Source organism: Vibrio sp. La 4.2.2 (assembly GCF_027586995.1).
Lineage (GTDB): Bacteria > Pseudomonadota > Gammaproteobacteria > Enterobacterales > Vibrionaceae > Vibrio > Vibrio mediterranei.
Window position 1 is genome coordinate 1 of sequence record NZ_JAPPTJ010000005.1, and the last position, 20,166, is coordinate 20,166.

Annotated in this window: 20 protein-coding genes; all 20 read left to right on the forward strand. The window is 46.3% G+C overall.

Features of this window, described 5'->3' with window-relative positions; all coding sequences use genetic code 11:
- The first annotated feature begins 249 nt into the window (after positions 1-249).
- The 20 genes from OH456_RS11975 (at position 250) to fliP (ending at position 20,156) form a co-directional block, all read left to right on the forward strand.
- Positions 250-1,398 carry a flagellin gene (locus tag OH456_RS11975; protein ID WP_006069953.1) on the forward strand — a complete coding sequence of 383 codons (1,149 nt, stop codon included), beginning with the start codon at positions 250-252 and terminating at the stop codon, positions 1,396-1,398.
- A gap of 138 nt (positions 1,399-1,536) precedes the next feature.
- Complete coding sequence (locus OH456_RS11980) at positions 1,537-1,983, forward strand: flagellar protein FlaG (protein ID WP_006069954.1); 447 nt, start codon at positions 1,537-1,539, stop codon at positions 1,981-1,983.
- A 43-nt stretch (positions 1,984-2,026) separates the two neighbouring features.
- Complete coding sequence (fliD, locus tag OH456_RS11985) at positions 2,027-3,949, forward strand: flagellar filament capping protein FliD (protein ID WP_270033535.1); 1,923 nt, start codon at positions 2,027-2,029, stop codon at positions 3,947-3,949.
- A gap of 27 nt (positions 3,950-3,976) precedes the next feature.
- Positions 3,977-4,279: a flagellar protein FliT gene (locus OH456_RS11990; protein WP_006069956.1), complete on the forward strand. Its 303-nt coding sequence runs from the start codon at positions 3,977-3,979 to the stop codon at positions 4,277-4,279.
- Between the two features lie 10 nt (positions 4,280-4,289).
- Positions 4,290-4,700 (forward strand): flagellar export chaperone FliS, encoded by a 411-nt coding sequence (gene fliS / locus OH456_RS11995; RefSeq protein ID WP_006069957.1) that lies wholly within the window; start codon positions 4,290-4,292, stop codon positions 4,698-4,700.
- A 236-nt stretch (positions 4,701-4,936) separates the two neighbouring features.
- Complete coding sequence (locus tag OH456_RS12000; RefSeq protein WP_006069958.1) at positions 4,937-6,397, forward strand: sigma-54 dependent transcriptional regulator; 1,461 nt, start codon at positions 4,937-4,939, stop codon at positions 6,395-6,397.
- A 178-nt stretch (positions 6,398-6,575) separates the two neighbouring features.
- Positions 6,576-7,649 (forward strand): sensor histidine kinase, encoded by a 1,074-nt coding sequence (locus tag OH456_RS12005; protein ID WP_006069959.1) that lies wholly within the window; start codon positions 6,576-6,578, stop codon positions 7,647-7,649.
- Entirely contained in the window at positions 7,649-9,064 is a 1,416-nt protein-coding gene (locus OH456_RS12010) for a sigma-54-dependent transcriptional regulator (RefSeq protein ID WP_270033536.1), read from the forward strand. The genes OH456_RS12005 and OH456_RS12010 overlap by 1 nt, the downstream gene beginning before the upstream one ends.
- A gap of 130 nt (positions 9,065-9,194) precedes the next feature.
- On the forward strand, positions 9,195-9,506 hold the full coding sequence (gene fliE / locus OH456_RS12015) for a flagellar hook-basal body complex protein FliE (RefSeq protein ID WP_006069961.1): 312 nt from the start codon (positions 9,195-9,197) through the stop codon (positions 9,504-9,506).
- A gap of 54 nt (positions 9,507-9,560) precedes the next feature.
- On the forward strand, positions 9,561-11,273 hold the full coding sequence (gene fliF / locus OH456_RS12020) for a flagellar basal-body MS-ring/collar protein FliF (RefSeq protein WP_412104837.1): 1,713 nt from the start codon (positions 9,561-9,563) through the stop codon (positions 11,271-11,273).
- Positions 11,273-12,325 (forward strand): flagellar motor switch protein FliG, encoded by a 1,053-nt coding sequence (gene fliG / locus OH456_RS12025; protein WP_006069963.1) that lies wholly within the window; start codon positions 11,273-11,275, stop codon positions 12,323-12,325. The genes fliF and fliG overlap by 1 nt, the downstream gene beginning before the upstream one ends.
- A gap of 55 nt (positions 12,326-12,380) precedes the next feature.
- Positions 12,381-13,181: a flagellar assembly protein FliH gene (gene fliH, locus OH456_RS12030; RefSeq protein ID WP_124940107.1), complete on the forward strand. Its 801-nt coding sequence runs from the start codon at positions 12,381-12,383 to the stop codon at positions 13,179-13,181.
- A complete protein-coding gene (gene fliI, locus OH456_RS12035) occupies positions 13,181-14,503 on the forward strand; it encodes a flagellar protein export ATPase FliI (protein ID WP_006069965.1) in 1,323 nt (440 codons plus the stop codon). Before fliH ends, fliI begins: the two co-directional genes overlap by 1 nt.
- A 7-nt stretch (positions 14,504-14,510) precedes the next feature.
- Positions 14,511-14,954 (forward strand): flagellar export protein FliJ, encoded by a 444-nt coding sequence (gene fliJ / locus OH456_RS12040; RefSeq protein WP_031494285.1) that lies wholly within the window; start codon positions 14,511-14,513, stop codon positions 14,952-14,954.
- Positions 14,955-15,074: 120 nt separating this feature from the next.
- Complete coding sequence (locus OH456_RS12045) at positions 15,075-16,853, forward strand: flagellar hook-length control protein FliK (protein ID WP_270033537.1); 1,779 nt, start codon at positions 15,075-15,077, stop codon at positions 16,851-16,853.
- A 33-nt stretch (positions 16,854-16,886) separates the two neighbouring features.
- A complete protein-coding gene (gene fliL / locus OH456_RS12050) occupies positions 16,887-17,381 on the forward strand; it encodes a flagellar basal body-associated protein FliL (protein WP_006069968.1) in 495 nt (164 codons plus the stop codon).
- Positions 17,382-17,388: 7 nt separating this feature from the next.
- A complete protein-coding gene (gene fliM / locus OH456_RS12055) occupies positions 17,389-18,438 on the forward strand; it encodes a flagellar motor switch protein FliM (protein WP_006069969.1) in 1,050 nt (349 codons plus the stop codon).
- An 18-nt stretch (positions 18,439-18,456) separates the two neighbouring features.
- Entirely contained in the window at positions 18,457-18,867 is a 411-nt protein-coding gene (gene fliN / locus OH456_RS12060) for a flagellar motor switch protein FliN (RefSeq protein ID WP_006069970.1), read from the forward strand.
- Position 18,868: 1 nt separating this feature from the next.
- Positions 18,869-19,300, forward strand: a complete 432-nt coding sequence (gene fliO, locus OH456_RS12065; RefSeq protein WP_088876012.1) for a flagellar biosynthetic protein FliO — start codon at positions 18,869-18,871, stop codon at positions 19,298-19,300.
- Positions 19,293-20,156: a flagellar type III secretion system pore protein FliP gene (gene fliP, locus OH456_RS12070; protein WP_240206857.1), complete on the forward strand. Its 864-nt coding sequence runs from the start codon at positions 19,293-19,295 to the stop codon at positions 20,154-20,156. The genes fliO and fliP overlap by 8 nt, the downstream gene beginning before the upstream one ends.
- Positions 20,157-20,166 lie beyond the last annotated feature (10 nt).

Here is a 20,166-nt window from a genome sequence, read left to right on the forward strand (position 1 = left end):
CCAGAGCTTCGGCTCTGGTTTTTTTTCATTTGGCTTTAGAGCGTTGCAAACACAACTATCCTCCATTCGAATCTCCGATCTAAATCACATTTATCCAATCAATTGAATTAATAGTAAAAAAAACGCCAATTTGTTCTAAAGCTTCTAAATTTATCGCCGTTACAGGGATTGAGAGAAATAAAATCGGATGTGCCAATGTGAGGTGAGAGACACAGAGGCCATCTATCCTAAATGCCTAAGGAGATCAGTATGGCAATTAATGTAAACACGAATGTGTCTGCAATGACTGCTCAGCGTTATCTGAATAACGCAGCAGAGAACACACAAAAATCAATGGAACGCTTGTCTTCGGGCTACAAAATCAACAGTGCAAAAGACGATGCAGCAGGTCTGCAAATTGCGAACCGATTGAATGTTCAAAGCCGCGGCTTAGATATGGCTGTAAAAAATGCAAACGATGGTATCTCTATTGCGCAGACAGCTGAAGGTGCTATGGATGAAACTACTAACATCCTACAACGTATGCGTGACCTATCTCTACAATCTGCAAACGGCTCTAACTCAAAAGCAGAGCGTGTAGCAATTCAAGAAGAAGTGACAGCGCTTAATGACGAGCTAAACCGTATCGCGGAAACCACGTCTTTTGGTGGCAACCGTCTTCTAAATGGCACATACGGTACACAGTCGTTCCAAATCGGTTCTAACAGTGGCGAAGCAGTTATGCTGAGCATGAACGATATGCGCTCTGACAATGCACAAATGGGCGGTTCTTCTTATAAAGCGGCTAACGCGAAAGATGAAAGCTGGACAGTTGGAGCGGGTGCTACTTTAACGATTGACCTAAATGACAAAGCGGGTAACGCAATGACTCAGATTGCTATCACTGGTAAAGAAGGTGATGATATCGAGCAACTTGCAACCTACATCAATGGTCAAACAGACCAAGTTCAAGCATCTGTTGATGAAGACGGTGCTCTGCAAATCTTCGCAAGCAGCAACGGCGAAGCTGATAGTGCTTCACTAACGTTCGGTGGTTCACTAGCGGGCGGTTCTGAGCTTGACCTTTCTGGCGCAGCAAGCGCGGTATCAGTTAATGACATCAACGTTACTTCTGTAGGTGGTGCACAAGAATCAGTAGCTATTCTAGATGCGGCGCTAAAATACGTAGACAGTAACCGTGCAGAACTTGGTGCGTTCCAAAACCGCTTCAATCACGCAATCAATAACTTAGATAACATCAACGAAAACGTTAATGCATCTAAGAGCCGTATCGAAGACACCGATTACGCGAAAGAAACGACGGCAATGACCAAGAACCAAATCCTGCAGCAAGCGAGTACTTCAATTCTAGCTCAAGCGAAGCAATCGCCTTCAGCTGCACTTAGCCTACTAGGCTAAAAAAGGCTTACACCTTAGGCAAGTGTGTTGGTGATAGGGTTACTCTATCACCAACTTCCAATTTCAAGCTTATTGCTCAACTAGTTTTACCCCAGTTGGAGTTGGACAATAGAGAAGGTTAGAAACGGGAGAACGAAAGTGGATATCTCATCCTACGCGTCGAACATTCAGCCTTTTGCCTCTTCTAGTGGCACAGAACTTGCTTCGAAAAATACTAATAAAACAACACCGTCAGTTGATACCGATAAAGGCTCACAGCCGATAAAGGTCAATGAACTGAGAACGGCGGAAAGTGTGGCGTTTTCTAACCAGAAAACTTCCGAATTGATTCAGAAAATTGCGACCGAGCGTCATGACCTCAATCAGGCAGAACGTGAAAATATGGTCAAACGTCTTGATGAGTTTCTCACCTCAATGAATACGGGATTATCGTTTCGAAGAGATGAAGAATCAGGGCGCGACATCATTACTGTTTATGCGAAAGACAGCGGTGAGATCATTCGTCAATTTCCAGATCAAGAGCTTCTCGACGTACTAAAGCGTGTTGAAAAACATGGCGCACTCAGCATTGACATGTTGGTGTAGTCGCATCATTAAGATGCAATAGTATTAAATTCGAAGTGGTTTGGTGAATATGGGCCCGATAGGGATGTCTTCAGGCATGGATATCAATTCCATGGTGAGCAAAATAGTCGATGCTGAGCGGATTCCGAAACAGCAACGTCTCGACTATGAGCGTAGCAAAATTGATACCGGTATAAGTGCCTACGGACGACTCAAAGAGTCACTAGATACGATGAAAAATCTTATGGCAAGCTTTCGCCAGGAGAAGGCGTTTGCGCTGAGAAGCGTCAACACCTCCGAAGAAAGCGTTGTCACGGCAACAGCATCAACTGATGCTATTGCTGGCAAATACGCTGTCGATGTATTGCAGCTTGCTCAAAGCCATAAAATCGCTTCGGATGCTATTCCTGAAGATACGAAGTTTGGTCCAGGTAAGCTGCAAATTTCAATGGGTGATGACAGCTTTGATATTTCCCTTCGCAGTAATTCTCGTTTAACCGACGTAGTTCGTGCCATTAACGGCGCGAGTGACAATCCCGGTGTACGCGCATCTATCGTTAAAGACATCAACGGTCCTAGGCTTATTGTGGCGGCCAACCAATCAGGGGCTGAACATGCCTTGATAATTGATGTAGACGCTGAGCCCGGCAATGATCTCTATCGATTCGAATACAAAACTATTGAGCAGCGCGTTAAAGCGTTGGAGCAAGCTCAGGCTGATGCATTAGCTTTACTAGATGTTCCATCCTCTGAGGAAGATGACGCTAAGAAAGCAGATGAGGTGAATGAAGCCACTGCTAATGAAGCTTTGGTAGAGGAAAACACCAAGGATGAGCAAAGCGCAGAATCTGTCGCGCAAGAGGCAACATCTGGCCGCCCTGAAGACACTATTCCCGGTTGGACAGAAACTGCATCAGGAACCTTGATGGATTCCTATCAAGCGCCAGAGCCGGAGCTTGACCAAAAAGCACTAGAAAAATCGGGTGAAGTCCCGGGTTGGAGTAATACGGCCTCAGGCACTTTGACCGACTCTTATGTAACGCCAAGTGAAGCACAAGCTCAGCTAGAGCAAGAATTGGCCGATGAAAAAGCGGCCATTGCCCAAGCTGTTGCTGACGGTGATATGACCGAAGCGGAGGCCAAGCAACTAGAGCGTGCCAAGCTATCACCGGAAGAACGTGAGCGTTTAGAAAAAGTAGAATCAGTTCAAGCTGAACTTGCCGAAGCACAGCGATCGCTGCAAATCTACAATGGCATGTCACAAGTCCAAGCAGCGCAAGATTCAAAGGTCATACTCGACGGTATTGCTGAGCTATCAAGTCACAATAATGTCATTGAAGGTGCCATTGAAGGCGTGGATTTAACGTTGAAAGGCACGACCAAGCAAGGGGATCGTCCAGCGGAAATTGGTGTGGAATATGACCGCGCTAGTGTGCGTGCTGATATTGAACAATTTGTTGCCGCCTACAACCAGTTTTATCAAGTGTCCAAAGAGCTTTCTAGTGCAGACCCCACAACTGGGCAAACCGGCCCATTGGCGGGAGATAGTGTGGTGAGAAGTGCGGACTCGCGTTTGAAAAGTGTCTTTTCATCAGCGGTAGAAGGTGCCCCTGAAGGGTTAGAGACCTTAACTGAGTTTGGTGTCACTACGACGCGCCAAGGTAATCTCGAAATAAACTATCAAATGCTCGATAAGCAGTTGAATAATAACTTCAACAAGTTAGGCGAGTTTTTCGGCGGTAATAACGGATTTGCCAAACGCGTCGAAGATGCTATTCACAGTATGACCGGTGCTACCGGGACGATCCGTACTCGAGAGCAAAGCTTAGTTGAACAAAATTATCGACTGAATGACCAACAGGTCAATTTAGACCGCCGCATGGATAGCCTACAGAAACGAACTCACGACAAATTTGCCGCCATGCAAGACGCTACCGGAAAGATGCAGTCGCAATTAGCAGGCATGATGAGTGCGATGGGGGGATAAGCTGATGTCGAAAGTAGGGTCTACTAATTGAGCATATTCAATCAATTAGGTGATTTGGATCACCGTTTACAATCTGTTTTAGAAAATGATGAGTTGGATACTGAAGAAATTCACCTTCTGGTCGATAAAAGAGAACAGATAATCACGAAGTTAATAGCCGCTTGCCAAAGGAATCCGAACCTAAAGCAGAGTGATGAGTGGCTGCAAGTGGAACAGTCGACACGTCGAATTGCGACCCATATGCAAACCAAAACGGATCAATTGGGACTGGAACTTAGAAAGTACCGACATGGTAGAAAGTCCCTACAGCAGTACCAAAAATTTATTTGAGAGGATAGTGATGCGTGGTTCATTACAAGCATATAAGAAAGTATCTGTAGACAGCCAATTGAGTGCTGCGTCACCGCACAAAGTTATCCAAATGCTAATGGGTGGTGCGATAGAAAGACTGATTCAAGCCAAAGCAGCGATGGAACAAGGCAATGTGCCTGTGAAAGGCGAGCGTATCGGCAAAGCTCTAGATATCATCATTGCACTACGTAGTTGCTTGTCTATGGATGATGGCGGCGACATCGCTAAAAACCTCGACCAGTTGTATGAATTCATGATTGCGCAAATTACAACGGCTAATCACGAAAACAACCCAAAACCAATTGATGATGTGATAGAGATCATACGAGAGATAAAATCTGCTTGGGATCAAATTCCTAGTGATTACCACAACTTAACAGCACAAGAAGTTGGAATCTAAGCGGAATTAACCTCTTAAAGTCAACGTGACAAAGTTGCTATATCAGAATAATGTCAATAGAATAGACGCCATTCCCAGCCTAATGGCGTTTTTTTATATCTAACCACTTGTTTTATAAATTGCTTGTCAATTTTATAAGGTGTTTTTTGGCTTTTGTTAGCTCGGCGTAAAATTGACGAGTGACAAAAAATTGACGCCATTGTGGTTGGTTTTGATCAAGGCATAATTCCTGACTCATGCAAGGCTTAGCTAAACTTCTTGTTATTGCTGATGATCCGCAAATTCGCACTAATCTAAACACCATTTTGGAGTTTGTTGGTGAGCATTGTGTGGCGATTCCATCTACAGACATAAACCAAATCGATTGGTCCCAGACGTGGTCGGGTTGCATCGTAGGTGCTTTGGAAAGCCCAAATCTATCTCAAGTCTTGTTATCGCAGCTTTCGCTGTCTAATCATGTTCCTTTGCTGGTGACGAGTGAATTTACCGGCGCGGTTGAGCCACTTTCCAACTTTGTTGGTGAGTTAGAACTCCCTCTCAACTACCCTCAGCTAAGTGATGCGCTGCGTCATTGTCGCGAGTTTTTGGGGCGTAAAGGCGTTCAGGTTCCGTCGAATCTTCGTAAAAATACGCTATTTCGTAGTTTAGTTGGACAAAGTCCTGGCATACAGGAAGTTCGTCATTTGATTGAACAGGTCTCTGGTTCAGAAGCGAACGTGTTGATTCTGGGTGAGTCAGGCACGGGTAAGGAAGTTGTTGCTCGCAACATCCACTACCATTCAACTCGTCGTAGTGGGCCGTTTGTTCCAGTGAACTGCGGAGCGATTCCGCCGGACTTGCTAGAAAGTGAGTTGTTTGGTCATGAGAAAGGCGCCTTTACGGGGGCGATTACTTCTCGTAAAGGGCGTTTTGAGCTTGCCGATGGCGGTACCTTATTCCTTGACGAAATTGGTGATATGCCAATGCCGATGCAGGTCAAGTTACTTCGCGTATTGCAAGAGCGCGTGTTTGAACGCGTTGGCGGCAGTAGCGTGATTAAAGCCAATGTTCGCATTGTTGCCGCAACGCACCGCGATCTTGAAAGTATGATCCAACAGGGTGACTTCCGCGAAGACTTGTTCTATCGCTTAAATGTTTTCCCAATTGAAATGCCATCGCTTCGAGAGCGCAAAGAAGACATCCCTCTGTTGTTGCAAGAACTGCTAGCGCGTATGGAGGCAGAAGGGGGGCAACCTATCTGTTTCGCCCCTCGCTCCGTTAATTCGTTAATGGAACATGATTGGCCAGGTAACGTTCGTGAACTTGCCAACCTCGTTGAACGTATGGTGATCTTGTATCCAAATAGCTTGGTGGATGTGAATCATCTTCCGGTTAAATACCGCTATAGTGATATCCCAGAATTCCAGCCAGAAATGAATGCGTTCAAAACGATTGAAGAACAAGAGCGTGATGCACTAGACAGTATATTTGCGGAGAACTTTACCTTTGAAGAGCCTGAACTGGAAAGTCACAATGCACCTCAATCGTTACCTCCTGAAGGTGTTAACCTGAAAGAAATGTTGGCCGACCTCGAAGTGAACATGATTAGCCAAGCTTTGGATGCTCAAGAAGGCATCGTTGCTCGTGCTGCTGATATGCTCGGTATGCGTCGTACCACCCTTGTTGAAAAAATGCGTAAGTATAACTTACACCGCTAGATTGGAGCTGATTGTGATGTGATTTAAGTCACGCTCAATTTGCTATGACAATTTATTGACGCGATTAACTTGTTGAAATATATAGACTTAAGCCCGGCATGCTTTTTGCATTTTCGGGCTTAAGTCTTTTATGGACTACGTATTTCTGCGAGTCGTATTGAGAAGGAACATCTCGTAAATGGATCAGTTGGCAACGGGCGAATCACAACAAGATGAGCAATCAAGCTCACACTTAGATTCCTTGGAATCGCAAGTAGAACGATATCAGCAGGTTATAGAAGCGATGCCTGCAGGTGTCATTTTGTTGGATACACAAGGTGTGGTCAGGGAAGCGAACCCAGAAGCGCACCGTATTCTCGATATTCCCCTTGTTGGCCAAAAATGGTTTCATCTGATTCAAGTGGTTTTTGACCCCAAAGAAGATGATGGTCATGAGGTCTCTTTGCGCAATGGCCGCAAGGTTCGATTGGCTATTTCCGCTTCCTCAACTGGACAGTTGATTCTCATTACTGACCTCACTGAAACGCGCTTGCTGCAATCAAGAGTCAGCGATTTACAGCGCTTATCATCTTTGGGAAGAATGGTTGCTTCACTCGCACATCAAGTTCGCACGCCGTTATCCAGTGCTATGTTGTATGCCTCTAACCTTGGTGCGCCTAACCTTCCACAACCTACTCGTGAACGCTTTCAAATCAAATTGGTCGACAGACTTCATGATCTTGAGAAGCAGGTTAATGACATGCTGTTGTTTGCAAAGGGGGGCGACAATAAGGTCATAAAGCCATTTACCCTAAAACAACTGGTGGATGAGTATCAGCCGATGGTCGAGACCACACTAAAAAGCAACAACATCGATTATTGTTTAGAAGTAGAGCAAGACGAAGTAGCGCTGCTGGGTAATGTTAATGCGGTTGCCTCTGCCTTGAGTAACCTTGTACTTAATGCCGTGCAAATTGCTGGTAAAGGGTCGCAATTGGATGTGTTTTTCCGTCCAGTTAATAACGAATTAAAAATCTCTGTCCAAGATAGCGGGCCAGGCGTACCTGCTGAACTGCAACAGAAAATAATGGAACCGTTTTTCACTACTCGTTCACAAGGCACGGGTCTTGGTCTTGCGGTAGTGCAAATGGTTTGCCGTGCTCATGAAGGACGGCTTGAATTGATATCAGAAGAGGATGATGGCGCATGTTTTACCATGTGCTTGCCATTGGCAACGTCATCTCAAGAAGTAACAAATGAAGGAATAAGCTGATGGCTCAAAGCAAAGTACTTATCGTAGAGGATGATGAAGGTCTTCGCGAAGCTCTCGTCGATACATTGGCCCTTGCAGGTTATGAGTGGGTGGAAGCCGATTGCGCTGAAGATGCTCTAGTGAAGCTCAAAACTCAGCCGGTAGATATTGTTGTTTCCGATGTACAGATGGCGGGGATGGGCGGTTTAGCACTCCTGCGAAACATTAAGCAGCATTGGCCCAATTTGCCTGTGTTGTTAATGACAGCTTATGCCAACATTGAAGATGCCGTCGCAGCCATGAAGGAAGGTGCGATTGATTACATGGCGAAACCTTTTGCGCCGGAAGTGTTGTTGAATATGGTCAGTCGTTATGCGCCAGTGAAGTCAGATGATAATGGTGATGCGATTGTTGCGGATGCTAAGAGTATTCAACTGCTTACTTTGGCTGAAAAAGTTGCTAAAACTGACGCCAGTGTCATGGTGCTGGGGCCAAGTGGCTCAGGTAAAGAAGTCATGTCACGCTATATCCATAACAAATCGCTACGTGCGGACGGTCCTTTTGTTGCAATCAACTGTGCGGCGATTCCAGACAACATGTTAGAAGCGACCCTATTTGGCTATGAGAAAGGGGCGTTTACCGGCGCTATTCAAGCCTGTCCGGGGAAATTTGAACAAGCTCAAGGTGGCACCATTTTGCTTGATGAGATCAGTGAAATGGATTTAAACCTTCAAGCTAAATTACTTCGCGTACTACAAGAGCGTGAGGTAGAGCGGTTAGGCAGTCGTAAAAGCATTGCGCTAGACGTTCGTGTATTGGCGACCAGTAACCGTGATCTTAAACAATATGTTCAGGAAGGTAACTTCCGTGAAGACTTATATTATCGCTTAAATGTGTTCCCAATTGCGTGGCCAGCTCTTTGTGATCGTTCTGGAGATATTGCGCCTTTAGCCCGTCATCTAACCGAGCGCCACTGTAAGAAATTGGGAATGCCAGTGCCAGAATTTGGTCAGGCAGCATTAGCAAAACTCATGAGCTATCCGTGGCCGGGTAACGTTCGCGAGCTAGATAATGTGGTGCAACGAGCTTTGATCTTATGTGACGAGTCAACCATCTGCGCTGAGCACATTCTATTAGAAGGTGTGGACTGGCAAGACGCATCGAGCTTACAACAAGTGGTGTCGAGCCCTGAGCAAGTTGCACCGGAGATTGCTCCTGTTGCTCAGGTTTCAAGTGACGCGATGGGTCGCAGTGTAGCATCGAGCGAAGGCTTGGGTGGTGAACTTCGTGATCAAGAGTTTTCAATTATTTTGGAGACGCTGAAAGAGTGCGAAGGTCGCCGTAAAGAAATGGCGGAGAAACTTGGTATTAGCCCACGAACCTTACGCTATAAGTTAGCGAAGATGCGCGATGCTGGTATTGAGATCCCGAGCTAAGATGTGTCCTAAAGTGTTGGTTTAGAGCTAACACTTTAGGTTTAAACCATGGCATAATTTTTGCAATTTTCAGGAAAGAATCAAGATATTGTAAGGACACTGTCAAAAGATTGACGGCGATTGATAAAGCATGAAAGTAGACGGATTACACAATGAAATGCAGACCATGATGTTGGAAGCGGCCAACTCTAAGCCTGCAGCAAACGCCCATCAGGTTGGTGCTAACTTTGGCGACATGCTTTCTCAAGCGGTGAACAACGTGAATGGTCTTCAAAAATCATCCGGTGATCTGCAAATGCGTTTTGACCGAGGGGATGCTGATGTCTCTCTTTCTGATGTCATGATCGCTCGAAACAAGTCTAGCGTCGCCTTTGAAGCAACCATTCAAGTGAGAAATAAGCTTGTAGAAGCCTATAAAGAACTCATGAATATGCCCGTTTAATCTAGGTAGTAAAAAGTAGTGGCTCAAGAAAATCAATCGACAGACGTAGCGTTAATGGATAGTGGCTCAGATACCGCAATGGTGACGAGCTCAGACATCGCAGCAGAAAGTCAAAATCCAGACATCAACGAGAAAAGCAGCTCTAAGTTTGACTTAGCCGTAGGCGATCTCGATCTTCTCAGACAAATCGTCCTAGTTCTGTCTATCTCTATTTGTGTGGCGCTCATCGTGATGTTGTTCTTCTGGGTTAAAGAGCCAGAGATGCGCCCGTTAGGCGTATATGAGACCGAAGAGCTTATTCCAGTTCTTGATTATCTTGACCAAAAGAAAGTGCAATACAAGTTAGAAGGTAATGCGCTGAGTGTTCCTGCGAGTGAATACAATAACCTCAAACTTGATATGGTGCGTGCAGGAATAAACCGCGCATCAAATACCGGTGACGATATCCTGATGCAGGATATGGGATTTGGTGTTTCTCAGCGTCTTGAACAAGAACGTCTTAAGCTAAGCCGCGAAAGGCAACTAGGCAAAGCTATCGAGCAGATGAAGCAAGTGCGCACCGCTCGTGTACTTTTGGCACTGCCAAAACAAAGTGTTTTTGTTCGCCATAATCAAGAAGCATCCGCTTCAGTCTTTCTCACCCTAGCAACAGGCGCTGTATTAAGGCAGCAAGAAGTTGACTCCGTTGTGGATATGGTGGCGAGCGCCGTTCCGGGCATGAAGCCATCACGTATTACCGTTACTGATCAGCACGGTCGCCTATTGAGTTCAGGCTCTCAAGATGCTGCTTCTATGGCGCGTCGAAAAGAGCAAGAACTAGAGCAAAATCAAGAACAAGCGTTACGTGAGAAAATTGATTCGGTATTGATTCCGATTCTTGGCTTAGGTAACTACACCGCTCAAGTTGATATTGAACTCGACTTTAGCGCCGTTGAGCAAACGCGCAAGCGCTTTGACCCGAATACGCCAGCAACTCGAAGTGAATATACCTTAGAAGACTACAACAACGGTAATGTTGTGGCTGGTGTGCCGGGTGCACTTAGTAACCAGCCGCCCGCTGACGCCTCTATTCCTACTGATGTCGCACAAATGAAAGATGGCTCGATCATGGGGCAAGGTTCAGTTCACAAAGAAGCGACACGTAACTTCGAACTCGATACCACGATTAGTCACGAGCGCAAACAAAGCGGTGTAGTAAATCGCCAGACCGTAGCGGTTGCAATAAAAAACCGTTCAAGCGTGAACCCAGATACTGGTGAGGTCACTTACCAGCCGCGTTCAGAGAGTGAACTGGCGGCAATTCGACAAGTACTTATCGGTGCTGTTGGTTTTAATGAAAACCGTGGTGATCTACTCAATGTTTTAAGTATGACGTTTGAAGAGCCTACGGCCGATCTATTACCGGATGTACCAATTTGGGAGCACCCTAATTTCAATGATTGGATTCGCTGGTTTGCGAGTGCCTTGGTGATCATCGTCGTGGTCTTTGTTCTAATTAGACCAGCAATGAAGAAGCTGCTTAACCCAGCAGCTCAGGAAGAAGACGACCAGCTTTATGGCCCGGATGGTCTGCCGCTTGGCGCCGACGGCGAAACTAGCTTGATTGGTACCGATATTGACGGCAGTGAGTTGTTCGAATTTAGTACCGGTATTGACCTACCAAACCTACACAAAGACGAAGATGTGCTTAAAGCAGTACGAGCTCTGGTGGCGAATGAGCCGGAACTCGCGGCACAAGTTGTTAAAAATTGGATGGCTGAAAACTAATGGCAAACGAGATCGTGGCAGCAAATGGCGGCCAACTTGCAGAAACCAGTGTCGACATTTCTAGCATTGGCGGAGATGAAAAAGCGGCTATTTTGCTACTTAGTTTGAATGAATCCGATGCGGCCAGCATCATTCGTCATCTTGAACCTAAACAAGTTCAGCGTGTGGGTAGTGCGATGGCGAAAGCCAGCGATCTGAGCCAAGACAAAGTGGGGGCGGTTCACCGCGCCTTCTTAGAAGATATCCAGAAGTACACCAATATTGGTATGGGTAGCGAAGACTTCATGCGCAATACCTTGGTAGCTGCATTAGGTGAAGATAAAGCCAACAACCTTGTGGACCAAATCCTTCTGGGAACAGGCTCCAAAGGTTTGGATTCATTGAAATGGATGGATCCGCGTCAAGTTGCCAGCATCATTGTTAACGAACACCCACAAATTCAAACTATCGTACTTTCTTACTTGGAAGCTGATCAATCAGCAGAAATTCTTTCTCAGTTCCCTGAGAGAGTTCGTCTTGATTTGATGATGCGTATTGCGAACTTGGAAGAAGTTCAGCCGTCTGCGTTAGCAGAACTGAACGAAATTATGGAGAAGCAGTTCGCAGGCCAAGCAGGCGCTCAAGCCGCGAAGATTGGCGGCCTGAAGGCGGCTGCGGAGATCATGAACTACCTCGACAACAACGTCGAAGGGATTCTTATGGATCAAATTCGCGACCAAGACGAAGATATGGCGACTCAGATTCAAGATCTTATGTTTGTATTCGAGAACCTTATCGAAGTGGACGACCAAGGTATCCAAAAGCTGCTTAGAGATGTACCGCAAGACGTGTTGCAACGTGCTCTTAAAGGTGCCGATGATGCGCTTAAAGAGAAGATTTTCGATAACATGTCGAAACGTGCTGCTGACATGATGCGTGAAGATATTGAGGCGATGCCACCTGTGCGTGTTGCTGATGTAGAAACGGCACAGAAAGAAATTCTCACGATTGCTAGACGAATGGCGGACAACGGTGAGCTGATGCTTTCTGGTGGCGCAGATGAGTTCCTATAAAAACTCATAACATATTCATTTGGAAAACTTTCTTAAGAATAAAAGGGAAGGCTTGATGTCTGGAGATAGAAAACGTGGCTTTTTGCGTCCGTCAGAAGACAATACCATAGAGTCAGCTCATTCTTGGGGGTTACCAGATTACACCTCACAAACTAATCAACATGCCAAAGAGACCGCGCTTAACTACGATCCTAGTTGGGCTCCTCTAGAAGAAGCAGCAGCTGAAGAAGAGCCTTTGATGCTCACTGAAGAGCAGATTGAGCAGATCAAACAGGGTGCTTATCAAGAAGGCTTGTTCCAAGGCCAAGAAGCCGGTTTTAAACAAGGCTACGACAAAGGCAAGGAAGAGGGAACTCAAGCAGGACATGCCGAAGGACTTGAGTTAGGCAAAGCAGAAGGCGTTGCCGCTGGTGAAGAGTACATTAAGCAGCAGGTTGAAGTCTTCATGAACATGGCGAACCAATTTGCTCAACCGTTAGAGCTAATGAACAACCAAGTTGAAAAGCAATTGGTCGACATGGTTCTCGCGTTGGCCAAGGAAGTGGTGCATGTTGAGGTACAAACCAATCCGCAAGTCATTCTCGATACCGTCAAGCAATCGGTCGACGCGTTACCGATTGTTGGTCATGCAATTACGTTAAAACTCCATCCGGCTGATGTTGATATTATCCGTGCCGCTTATGGTGATGAAGAGCTTGATATTCGCAATTGGACGCTTGTTATTGAACCGTCTCTCAATCGTGGTGATGTATTTATCGAAGCGGGTGAATCGAGCGTGAGTTACAAACTCGAAGAGCGTGTGAAAAGCGTATTACAGAGTTTTTGTGGAACCAATCGCCATCAGGGAGGCGAGTGATGCAAGCACTTGCCGAGCGACTGGCCAATTACAAAGTTGAAGGGCATAAGTCTCGCGCGATTGCTTCTGGCAAACTGGTTCGTGTTGTTGGATTAACACTCGAAGCCATCGGTTGCAAAGCACCCATTGGTAGTGTCTGTAAAGTGGAAACCATGCACGGCGAAATGGACGCCGAAGTGGTAGGTTTCTCCGGTGAACACTTGTATCTAATGCCAAGTGAACAGATTACCGGAGTTCTTCCTGGCGCTCGGGTAACGCCAATGACTTCTGATGCTGGACTTCCAGTAGGAATGGAACTACTCGGTCGAGTGATTGATGGAGTGGGAAACCCGCTTGATGGACTGGGTGAGATCTATACTGACAAACGCGCGTCGTTCAATGCTGAACCTATCAACCCGCTAGCGCGTAAACCCATCTCTGAACCACTTGATGTTGGCCTTAAAGCCATTAATGGCTTATTGACCGTTGGCAAAGGCCAGCGTATTGGTCTTTTTGCAGGTTCAGGTGTTGGTAAGTCGGTCACGCTAGGTATGATGACTCGTGGTACGACGGCACAAGTGGTTGTGGTGGGACTGATTGGTGAACGTGGCCGAGAAGTTAAAGAATTTATCGAAGAGATTCTAGGGACATCGGGTCGTGAGCGTTCGGTGGTCGTTGCAGCACCAGCTGATGCGTCACCACTTATGCGCCTGAAGGGCTGTCAAACCGCTTTAACCATTGCCGAGTATTTCCGTGATCAAGGGCTCGATGTCTTACTTCTGATGGATTCATTAACTCGTTTTGCGCAGGCGCAGCGTGAGATAGCGCTTTCAGTAGGTGAGCCACCGGCAACCAAAGGCTATCCGCCGTCGGTCTTTGCCAAGCTCCCTGCTTTAGTTGAGCGAGCGGGCAACGGTGATGTGAATCAGGGCTCCATTACTGCATTCTTCACTGTGCTTACTGAAGGGGATGATTTACAGGATCCTATCGCTGATGCGGCGAGGGCGATTTTGGATGGTCATATCGTTCTGTCTCGTGAAATGGCAGATGCTGGTCACTATCCAGCCATTGATGTAGAAAAATCGGTGAGTCGTGTTATGCCACAAATCACGGATGATCAGCATGTACTAATGTCTAAAGCTGTTAGGCAGGTGCTATCGGTTTGTCGCAAAAATCAAGATCTGGTATCCATAGGCGCTTACAAACCGGGAACCGACCCTGCTATCGATAGCGCCTTTACGCTGAAACCTAAGCTTGATCAGTACTTGCAACAAAGTATGCGTGAAACGGTGCCATACGATATGTGTTTGGGTATGCTTAAACAACTGTTGCAGGTAAACTGATTCGGTTATGGATAATGCTCTCGATTTTCTTCTAGAACAAGCCAAAGACAGCGAGCAACAAGCGGTCTTAGCCCTCAACAAAGCACGATCAGAGCTTGAAGACTATTACAACCAAGTAAGACAAATTGAGCAGTATCGCCTTGATTACTGTAATCAACTTGTAGAGCGTGGCAAAGGAGGGCTGACGGCGAGTGAGTATGGTCACCTCAATCGTTTTTTGACACAGCTAGATGAGACATTAACCAAGCAAAAATCCGCAGAAAGTCACTTCAAACAACAGGTCGAAGACTGCCAAGATTACTGGCACAATACTCGTAAACAACGTCGGTCCTATGAGTGGCTTATCGATAAAAAAGCTAAAGAGAAACAACTGCAAGAACAAAAGCTTGAACAAAAACAGATGGATGAGTTTTCTAACCTGCTTTTCGCTCGTCGTCGCTCTGCTCGTTAACCCTATCCTTTAGTAAAACTCACTGTTCGGTACAAATTTTGCATCGATAGATGACATAACTGTAAGCGGCGGCATTTTGCCACCTAGCGTATTTAACTCTTCTTTACGGGCCTTAATGGAATGAGTCTGGCAATTACTAACAACAGTATTTCAGCGACACCAAATGCTAAGTCTAGTGACAAAACCACCTTGGTGGATTCCGCTGATAACGCGGAAGAACAGGGCTTTTTTGAAAAGCTTAAAAGCGCAATTTCTTCAGGAAATACTGAGGAAAACCAAAAGGTTGAAGGCAAAAAATCAGGCGAAAAGATAACGTCGAGTTCGACAGGTGTTTTATTGGAAGATGGCGCTGAAGTGAGTGATGAGGTAGGAAAAGCCGCTGAGACCACGAAGTCTTCACAAGCCACCCCAGCAACGGTAAAGAGTCAGGCGAATGATGAAGATGTAGAAGGCACTGAAGAGAAGGGTGTCAAAAAAATGGCGGCTGGTGGTGCTATAGCTGTGGGTGATGAGACGTTAAGCTCCGATTCTCAAGGCAGCAGTGTCGAAGCCAAAAAAACCGTGAGCGACAGTGCTGAATTGCTTAATCGTTTAGATGAATCAAACAGTGCGCTAAAGCCCAAATCAACATCAGTTGAGTCTCAAGATGAAGCCAAATTAGCAGGAGCCGCGATATTAGGTACTACAACTGCAAACGCTCGCAACCCTCAAACGATGAATCAAGTTGATGGACACGCAGCATCAATGAGTGGCGACGGCTCGTCAATAGAGAAACAAAGCAAAAATATCGTTGCTCCTGATGGGGTTGTCAGTGAAGCTACCGCCGAAGAATTGGCGGCACTTTCTGCGTCTCAGGGCAATCTTTCACAAACGGGGTCTACGCAAAATAATCCTACACAAGGTAGTGCTTCGCTTTCTGGTGATAACCTCGACGGTTCACACAAATCTAAGGCGGTTGCCGCAGGAACTGCAGCAAATTTAGCGTCCGGCCAAGAGGTGAGAGCAACGACGTTTGATGGAGACACAAAAGCTGGCACACAAAACCAAATTGCTTGGTCTAAGCCTGATGCGGAGCAAGGCGGAAAATTAGACGCCAAGACTCTCGCGGCGACGGCTTTTACTGCAGATAAGCTTCATTCGAGTGCAAGTCAAAGTGCTGCTATGGCGACGCCAGCTACCCAGGCAACAGCAGTGCCAATACATAGTGCAACTCAAGCCGGCTCAGAGGGGGCGATGGCCGCAAGTGTGTTAGCGGCTAATGCTGCCGCAACCAATCACAATACCAATAATCCATCGTTAACCTCGGGGAATGCAAGTTTAGCTGGCGTGCAAAAACAAAAAGGAGCCGCCAACCTTGGGCAAGCAAATGATGCTCCCGCCGGTATAACGCATGCCGCAGCAGCAGGTGTGACTGCTAATCAACTGCGAGCTGAGCAATCACAAGCACCAACAAACGTACAGTCGCCCCTAGTGCTCACCAAAGAGAACGCGAGTGACCAAGTTGCAGAGCGCGTTCAAATGATGATGGCGAAAAACTTGAAACATGTGGATATTCGTTTAGATCCGCCAGACTTAGGTCGAATGCAAATTCGCATGAGTTTAAACAATGATTCTGCGACGGTGCATTTTACGGTTCAAAACCAACAAACGCGCGATATGGTCGATCATGCTATGCCAAGGCTGCGTGAAATGCTGTCTCAACAGGGAATTCAACTGGCAGATTCGTCGGTTCAGCAACAGAGTCAAGGTCAGCAACAACGTCACGCTTCTCATGAATCGAGTGGTTCTGGATCTCAATCTAGTGGTCAGTCGAATCATGGTGTCGATGATACTGAAGAAAGCGTAAGCTTGAACGTGAATGTTGCCAATAAAAAAGATGGTATTAGTTACTACGCCTAACGCGAGTAATCTCATGGAAAATAGAAGAACAAAATGGCAGAAGATACTTTAGAACAACCTAAGAACAACAAAAAACTGTTGATCATTATTGTCGCAGCGCTGGTGCTATTACTGGCTGCTGGTGGTGTCGCCTATTGGTTACTGGGATCTGGTGAGGCGCCAGCAAGTGCTCCCGCGGCACAAAGCGGTGCTGCAGCGGTGCCAGTTGACCCAATATCGTATGTGAATATCGCCCAACCATTTATCTTTAATGCCGCTGGCAAACAGCGCGATCGTGTTGTTCAGATCAAAGCGCAACTTATGGTCCGTGGCCTAGATAACGAAGAAGTGGCGCGTTATCACTCTCCTTTAATAGAAAGTACATTGTTGTCGACGTTTGCGTCGGCGACGGTTGAGCAATTGCGCAGTACGAATGGCCGCGTTGAATTACGTGACCAAGCCACCGCTGATGTTCAAGCCAGTTTGTCTCAGGTTGTCGGTAAGCCTGTAGTCGAAAGAGTGTTATTTACCGATTTTGTAATCCAGTAGGTATTGTGTGACCGATTTATTAAGCCAAGACGAAATTGATGCGCTTCTCCACGGAGTAGACGATGTCGATGAAGTTGAAGATGAGCTAGATCAAGACCCCAATGATGTGGTGCATTTTGACTTCTCGTCGCAAGATCGCATTGTTCGTGGTCGAATGCCTACACTCGAACTTATCAATGAACGTTTTGCGCGCCATATGCGAATCAGCTTATTCAATATGTTGCGAAAAACCGCTGAAGTGTCGATTAACGGCGTTCAGATGATGAAGTTTGGTGAATACCAAAACACCTTATACGTGCCAACAAGCTTGAATATGGTGCGCTTCAGACCGCTAAAAGGAACAGCTCTCATTACTATGGAAGCGCGTTTGGTGTTCATTTTGGTAGAAAACTTCTTTGGTGGTGACGGCCGTTTTCACGCCAAGATTGAGGGTCGAGAGTTTACCCCTACAGAGCGGCGTATCATTCAGTTATTGATGAAAACCGTTTTCGAAGACTACAAGGAAGCGTGGTCGCCAGTTATGGGCGTTGAGTTTGAGTATTTGGACTCAGAAGTGAACCCAAGCATGGCGAACATTGTCAGCCCAACCGAAGTTATTGTGGTCAGCTCGTTCCATATCGAAGTGGATGGCGGTGGTGGCGATTTCCATGTGGTGATGCCGTATTCTATGGTGGAGCCTATTCGCGAATTACTCGATGCGGGTGTCCAGTCGGATAAGATGGAAACCGATGTCCGGTGGAGTAGCGCCTTGCGTGAAGAGATTATGGATGTTCCAGTGAACTTCCGCGTGAATTTGTTAGAGAAAGACGTATCACTTCGCGACCTTATGGAGTTGCAAGCCGGAGATATCATTCCTATCGATATGCCGGAAAATGCCACCATGTTTGTCGAGGAATTACCGACGTTCAGAGTGAAGATGGGACGTACTGGCGAAAAAGTTGCCGTACAGATTTCCGAAAAAATAAGACGCCCAGATGTAGTGAAAACCGACTTAGCCTTCCTTGGTAAGGATATTATGGCTGAGTTGGAGCATGTGGAAGACGCAGACGAAGAATAACCAGAGTAGATATAAATAATGACGATTAGTGACGACCAAAAACTTGCAGACGAATGGGCAGCCGCTTTAGGTGAAGATCCAATGGCGCCAGAAATTGATGTGGATGAGGTACTCGCCGCCCCACTGGATGAACTGCAAGACTCACCAGCGCCGATTTCAGAGGACGAGCGTCGTAAACTGGACACGATTATGGATATTCCAGTGACCATCTCTATGGAAGTTGGCCGTTCACAAATTAGTATCCGTAACCTGCTTCAGCTAAACCAAGGTTCGGTAGTGGAATTAGACCGCATTGCTGGCGAATCACTCGATGTCATGGTCAATGGCACCTTGATTGCCCATGGTGAAGTGGTTGTGGTGAACGACAAGTTTGGTATTCGTTTGACGGATGTCATCAGTCAAACTGAGCGAATTAAGAAGTTGCGTTAATATGGCGATAAAGCTTTTTTCTAAAGTTCTGCTAGTGGCTGTTTCAGTGGGAGGGGCATCGACGGCGATCGCCTCTCAAGAAAGTGCTCCACTAAGCGCTTCAGGCTCTCCATTTGACCTAGCTACTACGCTAGGTTCTTTAGTGTTAGTTATTCTGATAATTCTTGGTTTGGCATGGGTGCTAAAACGCATGAAGGTGCCATCACTGGTCAACCAGCAAGGGCTTAAAATTGTTAGGCAGATTCCAGTCGGTACAAAAGAACGTATTGCTATCGTACAGGCGGGTGAAGAGCAGTTTTTGGTGGGTATTACCTCGCAGTCGATTCAGCTGATTTCAAAGTTGGAGACGCCACTAGAAGAAGCCGATTTAGCTCAGCCTGCGTTTGCTGCGCAGCTATCGAAACTGATGAAGAAACCGAATTCCCATGACTAACTTAACTCGACTGATTTTCATCTGTTTGACGTTGCTTCTTGCGCCACTGTCATGGGCAGAAGAGGCGGTAGCGACACCAGTACCGAGTAATGCTGCACTAGACACAGGTGTGACTGTCACCGCTATGCAGAATGACCGGGGGGCAGCGGGCAGCGCCTCCTCAAGCTCGTTTGGCACAGGGCCAGGTATTCCGGCGTTCACCATGAAAACCAACCCTGATGGCAGCGAAGACTACTCAATAAACTTGCAGATTTTGGCGTTGATGACCATGTTGGGCTTTTTGCCTGCCATGGTTATTTTGATGACCTCATTTACCCGTATCGTTGTTGTGATGTCGATACTAAGACAAGCGATGGGTTTGCAACAAACACCTTCTAATCAGGTGATTATCGGTATCGCGATCTTCTTGACGTTTTTCATCATGTCGCCGGTATTGAATCAGGTGAATGACCAAGCGATTCAACCCTACTTGAATGAACAAATCACGGCAAAAGAAGCGTTTCAGCAGGCACAAGGTCCGATGAAATCCTTTATGCTGAAGCAGACACGAGTCAAAGATTTGGAGACGTTTGTTGAAATGTCGGGCTCGACAGCAAAGAACCCAGAAGATGTGTCAATGGCGGTACTGATTCCGGCATTCATTACTTCAGAGTTGAAAACGGCATTTCAGATCGGCTTTATGTTGTTCTTACCGTTTTTAATTATTGACTTGGTTGTGGCGTCGATACTAATGGCGATGGGTATGATGATGTTGTCACCAATGATCGTATCGCTGCCATTCAAGTTGATGTTGTTCGTGTTGGTTGATGGATGGAACTTAATACTGTCCACACTGGCCGGCAGTTTTGCTTTGTAGCTGGAGATAA

Excerpts from the sequence above, each read along its gene's own strand:
- OH456_RS11975 (WP_006069953.1), top strand. The coding sequence starts at position 250 with ATGGCAATTAATGTAAACACGAATGTGTCTGCAATGACTGCTCAGCGT.
- fliS (WP_006069957.1), top strand. The coding sequence starts at position 4,290 with ATGCGTGGTTCATTACAAGCATATAAGAAAGTATCTGTAGACAGCCAA.
- OH456_RS12000 (WP_006069958.1), top strand. The coding sequence starts at position 4,937 with ATGCAAGGCTTAGCTAAACTTCTTGTTATTGCTGATGATCCGCAAATT.
- OH456_RS12005 (WP_006069959.1), top strand. The coding sequence starts at position 6,576 with ATGGATCAGTTGGCAACGGGCGAATCACAACAAGATGAGCAATCAAGC.
- OH456_RS12010 (WP_270033536.1), top strand. The coding sequence starts at position 7,649 with ATGGCTCAAAGCAAAGTACTTATCGTAGAGGATGATGAAGGTCTTCGC.
- fliE (WP_006069961.1), top strand. The coding sequence starts at position 9,195 with ATGAAAGTAGACGGATTACACAATGAAATGCAGACCATGATGTTGGAA.
- fliF (WP_412104837.1), top strand. The coding sequence starts at position 9,561 with ATGGATAGTGGCTCAGATACCGCAATGGTGACGAGCTCAGACATCGCA.
- fliG (WP_006069963.1), top strand. The coding sequence starts at position 11,273 with ATGGCAAACGAGATCGTGGCAGCAAATGGCGGCCAACTTGCAGAAACC.
- fliH (WP_124940107.1), top strand. The coding sequence starts at position 12,381 with ATGTCTGGAGATAGAAAACGTGGCTTTTTGCGTCCGTCAGAAGACAAT.
- fliI (WP_006069965.1), top strand. The coding sequence starts at position 13,181 with ATGCAAGCACTTGCCGAGCGACTGGCCAATTACAAAGTTGAAGGGCAT.
- fliJ (WP_031494285.1), top strand. The coding sequence starts at position 14,511 with ATGGATAATGCTCTCGATTTTCTTCTAGAACAAGCCAAAGACAGCGAG.
- OH456_RS12045 (WP_270033537.1), top strand. The coding sequence starts at position 15,075 with ATGAGTCTGGCAATTACTAACAACAGTATTTCAGCGACACCAAATGCT.
- fliL (WP_006069968.1), top strand. The coding sequence starts at position 16,887 with ATGGCAGAAGATACTTTAGAACAACCTAAGAACAACAAAAAACTGTTG.
- fliN (WP_006069970.1), top strand. The coding sequence starts at position 18,457 with ATGACGATTAGTGACGACCAAAAACTTGCAGACGAATGGGCAGCCGCT.
- fliO (WP_088876012.1), top strand. The coding sequence starts at position 18,869 with ATGGCGATAAAGCTTTTTTCTAAAGTTCTGCTAGTGGCTGTTTCAGTG.
- fliP (WP_240206857.1), top strand. The coding sequence starts at position 19,293 with ATGACTAACTTAACTCGACTGATTTTCATCTGTTTGACGTTGCTTCTT.